The organism is Mycolicibacterium nivoides (assembly GCF_003855255.1).
GTDB lineage: Bacteria > Actinomycetota > Actinomycetes > Mycobacteriales > Mycobacteriaceae > Mycobacterium > Mycobacterium nivoides.
Genome location: NZ_CP034072.1, coordinates 5,760,692 through 5,772,588, shown reverse-complemented (window position 1 = coordinate 5,772,588; position 11,897 = coordinate 5,760,692). Strand labels below are relative to the sequence as shown.

The window sequence follows — 11,897 nt, the reverse complement described above, 5'->3', positions numbered from 1 at the left end:
AGGAACCGAGTTGAACGCACCTGCAGGCGGGGCGATCCCGCCGTTGATCCAGCGGCCGCAAAGTGTATCGGTCGCGCTGGCAGCACATTTCGAGCGTCTCATCGCGACGGGCGAGATCTCGCCCGGAACGCGACTCCCGTCGGAACGTGAGCTCGCGGCGTCGATGTCAGTATCGCGGTCCTCGCTTCGCGAGGCGATGCACGAGCTCGAATCGAAGCGTCTCGTCTCGCGCGTCCGGGGCCGCGGAACCATCGTGTTGGCGCCGACGGCGAGCGTCGACGAGCTACTGGCGATAGCCGGCGGCGGCACAGAGCAAGAGCATGCCGCCGAATTGCGTTCTGTCATCGAGCCCTCGATCGCAGAACTCGCGGCACACCGGGCTACGTCGGCGAACCTGTTGCAGCTTCGCGACGTCCTCGACAAGTCGCACGAGAACCTGCTGCAGGCCGAGTCACTTCGCCTCGACGTCGAGTTTCACCTGCTGCTCGCGCAGGCCGCGCAGAACCCGCTTCTGACCGCACTGCAGACCTTGGCCAGCGAGTGGACCGGTGAGGTGCGTAAGCACTCGCATTCCACGAGGCACGGGCGCTGCGCGTCGGTACGTGGTCACCAGGAGATCTTCGATGCGGTTCGGACTCACGACGGTCTCGCCGCGCGTCGGGCCATGGAAGACCACCTGCGCGACGTACGCGAACTCGTCGCCAAAGCAACGCGCTCATGAGAGCAGCCTCGCACTCCAGTTACCCGGCGAGCAGACGTGAATGTTCCCCAAAACACGGGTTTTGAGGGACATTCGCGTCTGCTCGCGCAAGAGAAAGTCTCGCGCGGGAAGATTACGGGTCGCGGGGCAGGCCCAACAGGCGTTCGGCGATGATGTTGAGCTGAACCTCGGTGGTACCGCCGTAGATCGTGGTGGCTCGGCTGGCCAACAGGTACTCGGCCCAGCGGCCGAATTCCTGTTCGGGATCCCCGACGGCCCCGTCGGTGCCGAAGGAGGCCACCGCGAACTCCGCGTAGCCCTGGCCGGTCTTCATCGACAGCAGCTTGGAGATCGCCGCGGCAGGCATGGCATCTCCGCCGGCCAATGTCAGCAGGGTCGACCGCAGGTTCAGCACCTTGGCGGCGTGACCCTCGGCGATCAGTTGCCCGGCGTGATTCTGCTCGATCTGGTCGAACTGCCCGTCCCGCAGGAATTCCACGAACTGGTCGAGGTTGGCCAGGAACGGTGGCTCACTGCTGCCGATCGACACCCGCTCGTTGGTCAGCGTGTTGCGGCTGACCTCCCATCCGCGGTTGACCTCACCGAGCACCATGTCGTCGGGCACGAACACGTCGTCGATGAACACGGTGTTGAACATCGCGTTGCCGGTCAGCTCCCGCAGTGGCTTCACCTCGACGCCGGGGGACTTCATGTCGAGCAGGAAGTACGTGATGCCATTGTGTTTCGGAGCGCTGGAGTCCGTCCGCGCCAGCAGGGCACCCCACTCAGAGAACTGTGCACCCGTCGTCCAGATCTTCTGCCCGGTGATGCGCCAGCCGCCGTCGACCTTGGTGGCCTTGGTGGTCAGGCTGGCCAGGTCCGATCCAGCCCCCGGCTCGGAAAACAGCTGGCACCAGATCATCTCGCCACGGAATGTCGGCGGCAGGAAGCGCTGCTTCTGCTCGTCGGTGCCGAACGCCACGATCGACGGGATGATCCATGAGGCGATGCCCATCTGTGGCCGCCGCACGCGCCCGGTGTTGAACTCCTGGGCGATGATGATCTGCTCGATGGGTTCCGACGCGCGGCCCCACGGCCTGGGCAGGTGCGGCTGCACCCATCCGCCCTCGGCGATCGCGGTGTTGCGCTCGGCGCCACTCGGAATCGCCTTGAGTCCGGCAACTTCCGCGCGGATCTCGTCGCGCAGCCTCTCGGTGTCGGAATCAAGGTCGATGTCGACCGGACGCATTCCGGTTGTCGTCGCGGTATCGACCACCGCCTGCGGGTAGTCCGAGGACCGGCCGAAGCACGCGGCCAGCACAAGTGCGCGCCGGTAGTAGACGTTGGTGTCGTGCTCCCAGGTGAATCCGATACCGCCGTGCACCTGGATGCAGTCCTGGGTGGTGTGCTGCGCGGCGGCAGGTGCCAGGGTGGCCGTCACCGCGGCGGCGAACTCGAAATGGGTTTCTGCAGAAGGGTCTTCCTGGGCGTCGTCGAGCGCGCGGGCGGCATCCCAGACCGCGGCCGTCGCCCGCTCGGTCTCGGCGATCATCCCGGCGCACTTGTGCTTGATCGCCTGGAACTGGCCGATCGGCCTGCCGAATTGTTCGCGGATCTTGGCGTAGGCGGTGGCGGTGTCGGTGGCCCAGCGGGCGACACCGATCGCCTCGGCTGACAGCAGGGTCGTGATCAGGGCGCGGGCGTGGGCGCGGCTCAGCCGAGAAAGAACGCGACCAGCGTCCTCGTCCAAGGTCACCTCGGTGGCGTTGGCCCGTACGTGGGCCAGCGGGCGCAGGGGGTCGACGCTCCGCACCGGCTCGATCTCCAGCTGGGCGGCGTCGAGCACCACCCACTGGACTCCGGACTCGATCGCGACCGGCAGCACCAGCACCGAGGCCTGCGCCGCGGCAGGCACCGCCCGCGCCTCGCCGCGGATGACCAGGCCGTCGCCGTGCCGGGTCGCGGTCAGGCCCGAGTCGATGGCATAGGCGGCGATGGTCTCGCCGGAGGCCAGCCCACCCAGGATCTTGGCCTCGGGGTCGTCGGCCGAGATCAGCGCGCCGGCGATCGCCGAAGGGACGAACGGCCCCGGGACCGCGCCGTAGCCGAACTCGGCCAAGGTGATGGCCAGCTCGAGGATTCCGAAGCCTTGCCCGCCAACGGCTTCCGAGAGGTGAACGCCCTGCAGGCCCTGCTCGGCGGCGGCTTTCCAATAAGGGGGAGGATTGGGGATCGGCACTTCAAGGGCCTCGTGGAGCAGCTCCGAGGGCGCCACCCGCGCTACCAGAGACCGAACAGAATCGGCCAGATCGCTGTGCTCAGACGTGATCGCAATAGGCATGCGGTTCCTCCATCCGGGGCATATATCTATTAACCGGTCGGTTGGGCCGAGGGTACCCCGGCGTGACCGGCGCCACTCCAGCGGCCTATCTAACCCCGTTTACTACGTGGGCCAGGTGCTCGCCGTCGCGAATGCGCCGGCAGTTGTCGACCGCCATGGTCAGGTAGCGGCGCATGGTGTCGACGGTGTACCAGGTGACGTGCGGGGTGAGCACCACATTGGGCAGCTCCAGCAGGGGATTTCCCGGTGCCACCGGCTCCTCGGCGAAGACGTCCAGGCCTGCCGCGGCCAACTGCCCGGTGCGCAGCGCCTCGACGAGGGCGGACTCGTCGATGATCGGACCGCGCGCGGTGTTGACGACGACGGCGCCGGGCTTCATCGAAGCCAGGGCCTTGCTGTCGAGGAGCCCGCTGGTGGCCTCGGTCAGCGGGAGGTGAAGCGAGACGATATCGCTGGCGGCCAAGAGATCCGGCAGGCTGCGCCACTGCGGATGGCCGGTGTCGCGGGTGCTGGTGTGGATCACCTGTGAGGGATCGGCGCCCATCGCGACCACGATCTTCTCCACCCGCTTGGCGACGTTGCCGTAGCCGAGCAGGCCGACGGTGCACCCGCTGATGTCGCGCACGGTTTCGCCCAAGGTGTGATCCGAGGGCCAGCCCGTGCCGTCCCGCGTGGCACGGTCGAGCTCGGGCAACCTGCGCAGTGCGGCCAGCATCAGCAGCACGGTGCCCTCGGCCACCGAGGGCGCATTGGCCCCGGGCATGTTGGCGACCAGGATGCCCAGCCGGGTAGCGGTGTCGACGTCGATGGTGTTCACTCCGGCGCCCAACTTGTGCACCAGCCGCAGCCGCAGACCGCGCTCCAGGTCGTCACCGGACACCGGCCGCAACACATGCCAGAGCACCTCGGCGGAGGGAAGCTCCCGGTAGAACGTGGCGTCGTCGTCCTCGGCGCAGAACGTCACATCAAGCCAGTCCTGGTGAGGTGCAAGAAAATCCATCACCTTGTCACCAGGCGTGAAGTGGGCCAGGACCTTGATCCGGCCGGGGTTCACCGCCACCGCTTCGTGATCCATCGAGCGATGGTATCGGCCTGCTCGTCGCGCGCGCCCGGAGTGGTGAAGTAATGATCGGTGTCGATGGAGCACTGGGACTTGTCCGTGCTCGCCAGCGCGTCGTAGATGCGTTTGGCGTCGGATGGGTAGACCCCGGTGTCCTGGTCGGCGTTGATCACCAGGGCCGGGCAGGCGATCCGGGCCAGGTGCGGTTCAGCCCGGGTCTGGGCATGCCGCAGGCTCCACATGCCGATCCAATTGCGGACGGTGGTGGCCGCGGCGATGCCGCGCGCCGACCGGTTGGCCTTGATCGGCACCCCGGCGTAGCACAGGTTGGGCTGCCTGCGGGTCGGCTCGACCGTCGGATCGACCATCCTCGGGTCGGCCCAGGTGCGCATCACGGTGAACGGCCGGTCCGAATACCCCTCTGCCTGAATCCTTTTGAGTTCGTCCTCGGCCCAGTCGGTGATCTTCTCGTTGCGGGCGACCTGGGCCGCGCGGTAGCGCGCCACGAACTCGGCCGAAAACGGTGCCGGGTTGCGCTCGTCGAACAGGTCCAGGTCGGGGTCGCTGGCGATGGCGTCGTTCTCGTCGACGACCGCCCCGTCCATCCAGGCGGTCAGCACGTCCGGGCGGCCCGGATGGGCCGCGCTGGCCACATACCCGTCGGCGGGCAGCAGTTCGGTCAGGCCCGCGGCCGGCCGCATGCCCTCGAGTGGCCGGACGTTCGGATCGACAGCTTGAGACTGGTAGGCCGCCATCAAGGAACCGCCACCGGAATTACCCAGCAGAACAACGGTTTCGATGCCCTGTACCTCACGGAGCCAGCGCACGCCCACCCCGATGTCGACCAGCGCGTGGTCCAGCAGGAAGCTGCTCTCGAATCCGCGGAAGCGGGTGTTCCAGCCGAGGAAGCCGATGCCCCTGCTCGCCAGGTAGTCGGCGATGTAGTGCTCGGAGAAGTCGATCTGGTAGTGCGTGGCGATCACCGCGACCGTGGGCTTGTGGTCCGCGCTCCGGTAATAGAGGCCCTGGCAGGGGTATCCGCCCGCGCCCGCGCGCTGGGCCGTAGGCGATTCCAGGCCGATGAACTCGCGAACCACTTCCGGTGACGCATTGGTCATGAGCGGGGGGTCTCCTCGTGGTAGATGGTCCGGTAGAACACGTTGGCCAGGGTGGTGATGCAGGCGGAGTCATCGGCGGCGGCGTCGCGCCCTCCGGACAGCTGGACGTAGCAGAACTGGTTGAGCATCGACACCAGCGCAACAGCGGTCAGGTGGGCATCGTCGTCGGGGCAGAATCCTTGCTGCTGAGCATGTTTGACCATCTCGGTGATCATCGCGATCGGCAGCTGGCAGATCTCGTCCCAGTATTCGGCGAAGTCGTCGTCGATCATCGCCATCTGGGACACGGCGATGATCTCGGCCAGCCGGTGCCGGTAGGTCGTCCAATGGGCGGAGGCGGCCTGGTAGCTGCGTTCCCAGTTGGTCAGGTTCGGTCCGGTCGCGGGAAGGGCGCGTTCGCGGGCCTCGTTACGGAATCGCAGGGCCCATTCGCGGACCATCGCTTCTTTCGAGGCGTAGTAGTTGTAGAACGACGCGGCCGACCGGCCTGCCTCGGAGGCGATGTCGGAGATCGTGGTGGCCAGGATGCCCTTGCGGGCGATCACCGCACGGGCCGCGGTGTCGATCGCCGCCTGGGTCTGGCGGCCACGCGCGGTCGGCAACGGGGTACGGGGACTGACGGTCACAGATTTCCTCACGGCCATTGATCACATCTGAATCTGATGTTAGATTCAGATTCGCATCTGCGCCAGTCCTTGGCGCGTTCGCCCCGGAGGTTCATCGACGTGATCAAGCCCAACAATCCCAACTCTGAGTTCGAGTTCGGCGGAATCAACCATGTGGCGCTGGTGTGCGCGGACATGGCGCGCACGGTCGACTTCTACACCAACGTGCTCGGCATGCCCCTGATCAAATCGCTCGATCTGCCCGGCGGCATGGGGCAGCACTTCTTCTTCGACGCGGGCAACGGGGACTGCATCGCCTTCTTCTGGTTCCGTGAGGCACCCGACGGCGTGCCCGGGATCTCCGCGCCGGCCGCGATCCCCGGCATCGGCGAATTCGTCAGCGCCACCGGATCGCTCAACCACATCGCCCTGCACGTGCCCGCCGAGAAGTTCGACGAGTACCGGCAGAAGCTCAAGGCCAAGGGTGTTCGCGTCGGCCCGGTGCTCAACCACGACGACAGCCCGATGCAGGCGTCGGCGACGGTGCATCCCGGGGTCTACGTTCGGTCGTTCTACTTCCTCGACCCGGACGGGATCACCCTGGAATTCGCTTGCTGGACCAAGGAATTCGCTGACAACGACGTGCAGGCGGCGCCCAAGACCGCGGCTGACCGGCGGCCGCCGGTGCCGGCCGGGTAACCGATTCCCGACACTGCGCCGAGTGTGTAGCTTGTTGCGGCATTCTCGGCCTGTGGTCACAGACACCTGCACATTCGTCGCAGTGCGTGGCAGGAGTGGTTGAGGGAGCTACCGCGTTCCGGCGTCAGGACTTGGTGGCGGTGACGAAATACCCGCGCGGCACTCCCGGGACATCCAGCGGGACCGCGGGGGCGAACCACCGGTTCCACTCGTTCCCCGGTGCGGCCACATCGGTGACGACCGCCGACCAGCCCAGTCGCTCACACAGCTGCTCCGGGGCGTCGGTGCCGAACAGCCACGGCGCCCCGTTGCGGGACATCTGTTCGAGGACCGGGGCCAGCATCACGCTGTCCAGCAGTGTCTTGCCGACGATGTCGTAGAGCAGCACCGAACCGGGCGCCGAGAGCGCGTCGACCCGCTCGAACAGCGTGTGCACGGCGCCCTCGTCCAGATACTGCAGCAGCCCTTCCATCAACCAGACGGCAGGTAATTCCGGGTCAAAGCCGTTGGACCGCAAGGTATCGGTCCAGTCGGTGGTGAGATCGACACCGATGGCCACGCGCCGGCAGCGCGGTTCTTCGCCGGCCAGCGCCTCAGCCTTGGCCTCGATCACCGCGGGCTGATCGAGTTCGAACACCGTGGTGCCGTCGGGCCACGGCAGCCGGTAGGCCCGGGCGTCCAGGCCCGCGGCGACGATCACCACCTGCCTGACCGGTGGCACGGCGGTGAGCAGTGCCTCATCCCAGAACCGGGTGCGCACCACGATCTGCAGCGTGGACTTGTCACCACTGGTGGCGACGGCTTCAGCGAGCATCCGCCGACCGGACTCACCGGCCAGGCGATCTGCGAACGGATCATCGAAAAGCCGGTCGGGGCGGCGGGTTTCCTCGGCGCGGATTGCCGCCACCAGGACGCCGGTGTCGGCCACTGCCTGACCTGGAGTCTGTCCGGAGTTGGTCATGTCGCCATCATGCGCGTCCGGCAGGGCTCGGGTCTTGGATATTTTTGCCCCGGGATTCCCGCCCAAGCAGCTGCAACGCGTCCGCCGAACTCGAGCCCTCCGCCGTCGTCACCACAACCAGTGATTGCTCGGCGTCGCGGGCCAGCGTCAGATTCTGCATCGTGACCGTGAGTGGTCCGGCGAGCGGATGGCGCAGGTCATAGGAGTCCGCCTCGCAGGGTTTGACCCGGTGATCAGCCCACAGCGACACGAATTCCTCGCTCTTGACCGATAATTCACCGATCAGGGCGGACAGCAGTGCGTCGTCGGGATGCCGACCCGCCGCCAGGCGGAGGCTGCCGACCACCGTCCGGACCTTGCGGTGCCAATCCACGTAGAGATCGCGAGTATGGGGATCGAGGAACAGTAGCCGGGCCAGGTTCGGCCGGGTCGCCGGGTTGTCCACCGACGTGAAATCCACGTGGCCGGCCAGCAGCGCGTGTCCCAGCTCGTTCCAGGCCAGCACATCGGTGCGGCGTCCGAGCACCAGCACCGGCAGGTGGTCCAGCGAGCGCAACAGATCGCGCGTCAACGCGCTGACGTGCTCGACGGGAGGACGTCGAGGCGGCTGCGCGCGCCGTGATGCCAGCTCCCGCAGATGCGCCTGCTCGTGAACATCCAGTTGCAGAGCCCGAGCCAGCGCTTCAAGGATCGCCTCCGAGGCATTGGCCGATTGTCCCTGTTCCAGCCGCGTGTAATACGACACGCTGACGCCGGCGAGCTGGGCAACTTCTTCCCGTCGCAGCCCCGCGACCCGGCGCCGCTCGCCGTACCGGGACAGACCCACATCCTCTGGATGCAGCCGACCGCGCCGGGCCCGCAGGAATTCGCCGAGTTGTCCGGTGGTCATGACCCCACTATGCCTGCGGTCCGATGAGCCGTGCCTATCCCCGCCAGGGGTAGGCACAGTGGGGCCTGGCTGAGCTGACAGGGCGTGACCAGGCTGGATTCCATGAACGAAATCGTTTTGGGCGACGTCAGCGTGACCCGGGTGATGGAGTATTACGGCTCGGTGCGGTTGTCGCCGCGGGAGTTCTTCCCGGAGAGTTCTGACGAGGTGTGGCGACGCAACGAGGGATGGATGGCGCCCGACTTCTACGACCCCGACAACGATGTCTGCGTCTGCGCCATTCAGACCTGGCTGCTGCGCAGCGAGGGCAGGACCATCCTGGTCGACACCGGGGTGGGCAATCACAAGGACCGGCCGCATGCCCCGGTCTGGCATCACCTGGACACCGATTTTCTCGGGAACCTCTCCCGGGCCGGTGTCGCTCCCGAGGATGTCGACGTGGTGATCAACACCCACCTCCATGTCGACCACGTCGGCTGGAACACCTACCTCGACGACGGCAACTGGATCCCGACCTTTCCGAACGCCACCTATCTGATGCCGTTGGCCGACTTCGATTTCTGGAACCCGGCGAATCGGGGCGACCCGGTGCCAGGGCGGGACAACGTGTTCCTCGACAGCGTGGCCCCCGTCCATGCAGGGGGACAAACAGTGTTGTGGGAGGAGGGTTTTCAGATCGACGCCAACCTCGCGCTCGAGGCGGCCCCGGGCCACACCCCGGGCTCGGCGGTGGTCAGGCTGCGGTCCGGCAGTGACCGTGCTGTTTTCGTCGGCGACATGATGCACACGGCGCTGCAGGTCGTCGACCCCGACACCAACAGCTGCTACTGCGAGGACCCGGTGCAGGCGCGAGCCACCCGGCGGCGGGTGCTGGGCCAGGCCGCCGACACCAACACACTGGTGATACCGGCCCATTTCGGCGGGCACGGCGGTGCCGAGGTGATGCGCGACGGCGACAGGTACGCGATCAAGGCATGGGCACCGTTCGACCGGGTGGCGGAGGGTTCGTGAGGATGGACGATCCGATCGTCGGGACGGCAACCGGTGCCGTGCGTGGTTTCCAGACCCCGGACGCGCAGATATTTCTCGGTATCCCTTACGCCGCAGCACCTATGACCGCGGGCCGCTTCGCGGCGCCGATCGCCCACGAACCGTGGCGCGACCTACGCGATGCGATCAGGCCCGGACCGACCGCTCCGCAGCCACCCCGCAACGGCTTCGGACGCCTGGACATGTCGCCCTTCTTCGGGCCGGGCTGGGTGCGCGGCGACGACTATCTCACGGTCAACGTCTGGGCCCCGCCGAACGCGCAGCGCCGTCCGGTCATGGTGTTCGTCCACGGCGGCGGCTTCGTCGCCGGCTCCACCCGCTCGGTGCTCTACGACGGAACCGCCTTCGCCCGCGACGGCGTGGTGCTGGTGACGGTCACCTACCGGCTCGGGATCACCGGATTTCTGGCTCTGCCCGGGGCGGTACCCAACCGCGGGCTGCTCGACGTGCTGGCCGCGCTGGCCTGGGTGCAGACCAATATCGAGGCATTCGGCGGGGATCCCGGCAACGTCACCCTGTTCGGCCAGTCCGCGGGCGCGACGGTCACCGCCGGAGTGCTGGGAACCCCTGGTGTGCAGTCCCTGATCCGCCGTGCAATCATGCAGAGCGGCAACGGGTTCGGTGCTTTCAGCCCAGCGCAGGCCGGCCGGGTGACCAGGGCCGCGGCCCAGTCTCTGGGCGTCGAGCCCACCGTCGCAGGCTTCGACCAGCTCTCCGACGAACAGCTCGTCGAGGTGGTTTCCGGGCTGTCCGGGCTCGATTTGCACACCGAAGAACATTTCGACCCGCTGCTGGGATTGAGCCCGTTCAGCCTGGTGCTGGCCGAGCAACCGGCGCAGCGGCTCAATCCCGAAGTTGGGCTGCTCATCGGGACCAACGCCGAGGAGGGCAACCTGTACCTGGCCCCGCAGTCTCAACTCGCCTCCACCACCCGCGACGACGTCGAGCGACTCGCCGCGCGCGTGGCCCCCGACCCCGCGAATCTGGTCCGGCAGTACCGCTCGCGCCTTCCTCGTGCGGGCTGGGGTGAGCTGCGCGCAGCGATTCTCGGTGACGCGTTGTTCCGCTCCGGCAGCGACCGCACCGCCCGAGCTCATGAGCAACTGGCGGGTGCCGGTACCCACCGTTACGAATTCTCTTGGCGCTCAGAAGCTGTGGACGGCACGCTGGGTGCAGCCCATGCGGTTGAGCTGCCGTTCGTGTTCGACCGGATCGGACTGGAGTCGTTGCGCGGCCCGGCTGCGCTGCTCGGGCCCGGCGAGCCTCCCGCCACATTGGCCGCCCAGATGCACGGTGCCTGGGTCGGCTATGCCACCACGGGTGATCCGGGCTGGGCGGCATCGGTGACGCGTAGGTTCACCGGCCGGGGCTGACGCCGACATGGCTGGGCAGCCATGTGCGGCGCTGGGTGTACTGCGTCGGCGTCATGGCGGTGAACGACCGGAACTCCCGGACGAAGTGCGCCTGGTCGAAGTAGCCCAGATCGGCCGCGATCCGGGCGCCGCGGACGTCCCCGGCGTCGAGCATCCTCATCGCAGCCTGGAACCGGCGCACCCGCAGATAGGTCTTGGGAGTCAGGCCCACCTCGGAACGGAACGACGCGATCAGCCGGCGGGCCGACAACCCGGTCAGGGCGCGCGTCGAGATCGATGATCACGGTCGCGGCGCCGCGGGGGAGCGCCCGGCTGCGATGGGTCACGGCCTGGGTGTTCTGCCAGTATCCGAAGAACTGGATGCGGGCGGCCAGCGCCGGGCCGGGGCGCAGCAACACCGGGCCCGGCACGTCAGCTCCCCGGTTGTTGCATGCCGGCCACTGCGTCGAGCATCGACCGCAACTGTTTGATGAGCTGTTCGGGAGACAGCGCGATCTCACCGGACAGCCACGCGCTGATCGTCTGGGTCACGCCGCCGACCGCGAAATAGGAAGTGGCTCTGAGGTAGTCGTTCTCCTGCAGGTGCAGGGCATCGCCGGCGTGCTGACCGAGGAGGGTGGCGAAGAGCGCCACGGATTCGACGCGCTTGCGGGTCAGCACCTCGTTGGACAGTTTGACGCTGAACAGCAGCCGGCCGATCCGCCGATCCTGGGCGATCAGGTGCACGATGTTGGTCATCCCGGCCATGGTCTGGTCGGCCAGTGGGACGGCGGCGACGGCGGCCTGCGTCGAGGTCGCGATATCGGTGATCACCCAGTCGTAGACCGCGCCGATGAAGTCGTCTTTGTCGGCGAAGCTCTCGTAGAAATATCGCGCGGCCAACCCGGCGGTGCGGCACACGGCGCGCACCGTCACCTCGGCGTCCTCGGCCCCCAGTAGGTCCAGCCCCGCCTCCAGTAGCTGGCTGCGCCGCTGCGCGAGGCGGTCGGCAGCCTCGATGCCGCGGTACGGACGAACCTGCTTCACTCACACATCTTGACACCCGTCAGGCTGACAGGCCAATATCAGGAATCACACGTTCTCAGTTTTGGAAGGGGTGGC

The 11,897-nt window shown here is 67.2% G+C and carries 11 protein-coding genes and 1 pseudogene; 4 read left to right on the top strand and 8 right to left on the bottom strand.

All coding sequences use genetic code 11. The features are described from left to right. Window positions 1-10 precede the first annotated feature (10 nt). A complete protein-coding gene (locus EH231_RS28240; protein WP_049924853.1) occupies window positions 11-721 on the top strand; it encodes a FadR/GntR family transcriptional regulator in 711 nt (236 codons plus the stop codon). 112 nt (window positions 722-833) lie between these two features. Here the strand turns inward: EH231_RS28240 and EH231_RS28235 are convergent, their stop codons facing one another. From EH231_RS28235 to EH231_RS28220, 4 genes are all read right to left on the bottom strand, one after another. Next, the gene (locus tag EH231_RS28235) at window positions 834-3,041 is read right to left on the bottom strand and encodes an acyl-CoA dehydrogenase family protein (protein WP_090424014.1); all 2,208 of its coding nucleotides are present in this window, start codon (window positions 3,039-3,041) and stop codon (window positions 834-836) included. 85 nt (window positions 3,042-3,126) lie between these two features. Beyond that, a complete protein-coding gene (locus EH231_RS28230) occupies window positions 3,127-4,116 on the bottom strand; it encodes a 2-hydroxyacid dehydrogenase (RefSeq protein WP_170856148.1) in 990 nt (329 codons plus the stop codon). Continuing rightward, window positions 4,092-5,219 (bottom strand): alpha/beta hydrolase, encoded by a 1,128-nt coding sequence (locus EH231_RS28225; RefSeq protein WP_164481049.1) that lies wholly within the window; start codon window positions 5,217-5,219, stop codon window positions 4,092-4,094. Before EH231_RS28225 ends, EH231_RS28230 begins: the two co-directional genes overlap by 25 nt. Continuing rightward, window positions 5,216-5,845, bottom strand: coding sequence for a TetR/AcrR family transcriptional regulator (locus EH231_RS28220; protein ID WP_090424015.1), 630 nt, complete (start codon window positions 5,843-5,845; stop codon window positions 5,216-5,218). Before EH231_RS28220 ends, EH231_RS28225 begins: the two co-directional genes overlap by 4 nt. A 99-nt stretch (window positions 5,846-5,944) precedes the next feature. Here EH231_RS28220 and EH231_RS28215 point away from each other — a divergent pair, with 99 nt between their 5' ends. Further along, window positions 5,945-6,523, top strand: a complete 579-nt coding sequence (locus tag EH231_RS28215; protein WP_090424799.1) for a VOC family protein — start codon at window positions 5,945-5,947, stop codon at window positions 6,521-6,523. Between the two features lie 124 nt (window positions 6,524-6,647). On the opposite strand, the gene EH231_RS28210 is transcribed toward EH231_RS28215, so the two are convergent. Continuing rightward, entirely contained in the window at window positions 6,648-7,484 is an 837-nt protein-coding gene (locus tag EH231_RS28210) for an SAM-dependent methyltransferase (RefSeq protein ID WP_090424016.1), read from the bottom strand. 7 nt (window positions 7,485-7,491) lie between these two features. Then, entirely contained in the window at window positions 7,492-8,373 is an 882-nt protein-coding gene (locus EH231_RS28205; protein WP_090424017.1) for a helix-turn-helix transcriptional regulator, read from the bottom strand. A gap of 102 nt (window positions 8,374-8,475) precedes the next feature. Here EH231_RS28205 and EH231_RS28200 point away from each other — a divergent pair, with 102 nt between their 5' ends. Together EH231_RS28200 and EH231_RS28195 are read left to right on the top strand one after the other, a co-directional pair. After that, the gene (locus tag EH231_RS28200) at window positions 8,476-9,384 is read left to right on the top strand and encodes an MBL fold metallo-hydrolase (protein WP_090424018.1); all 909 of its coding nucleotides are present in this window, start codon (window positions 8,476-8,478) and stop codon (window positions 9,382-9,384) included. Between the two features lie 2 nt (window positions 9,385-9,386). After that, window positions 9,387-10,796, top strand: coding sequence for a carboxylesterase/lipase family protein (locus EH231_RS28195; RefSeq protein ID WP_090424019.1), 1,410 nt, complete (start codon window positions 9,387-9,389; stop codon window positions 10,794-10,796). Here EH231_RS28195 and EH231_RS28190 read toward each other — a convergent pair. Both EH231_RS28190 and EH231_RS28185 read right to left on the bottom strand, forming a co-directional pair. Then, window positions 10,780-11,055 (bottom strand): annotated as a pseudogene (locus EH231_RS28190) (helix-turn-helix domain-containing protein); the annotation flags it as partial. The gene EH231_RS28195 and the pseudogene EH231_RS28190 overlap by 17 nt on opposite strands. A gap of 152 nt (window positions 11,056-11,207) precedes the next feature. Further along, complete coding sequence (locus EH231_RS28185; protein WP_090424021.1) at window positions 11,208-11,822, bottom strand: TetR/AcrR family transcriptional regulator; 615 nt, start codon at window positions 11,820-11,822, stop codon at window positions 11,208-11,210. Between the last annotated feature and the right edge of the window lie 75 nt (window positions 11,823-11,897).

Excerpts from the sequence above, each read along its gene's own strand:
- EH231_RS28195 (WP_090424019.1), top strand. The coding sequence starts at position 9,387 with ATGGACGATCCGATCGTCGGGACGGCAACCGGTGCCGTGCGTGGTTTC.
- EH231_RS28235 (WP_090424014.1), bottom strand. The coding sequence starts at position 3,041 with ATGCCTATTGCGATCACGTCTGAGCACAGCGATCTGGCCGATTCTGTT.
- EH231_RS28210 (WP_090424016.1), bottom strand. The coding sequence starts at position 7,484 with ATGACCAACTCCGGACAGACTCCAGGTCAGGCAGTGGCCGACACCGGC.
- EH231_RS28200 (WP_090424018.1), top strand. The coding sequence starts at position 8,476 with ATGAACGAAATCGTTTTGGGCGACGTCAGCGTGACCCGGGTGATGGAG.
- EH231_RS28225 (WP_164481049.1), bottom strand. The coding sequence starts at position 5,219 with ATGACCAATGCGTCACCGGAAGTGGTTCGCGAGTTCATCGGCCTGGAA.
- EH231_RS28205 (WP_090424017.1), bottom strand. The coding sequence starts at position 8,373 with ATGACCACCGGACAACTCGGCGAATTCCTGCGGGCCCGGCGCGGTCGG.
- EH231_RS28230 (WP_170856148.1), bottom strand. The coding sequence starts at position 4,116 with ATGGATCACGAAGCGGTGGCGGTGAACCCCGGCCGGATCAAGGTCCTG.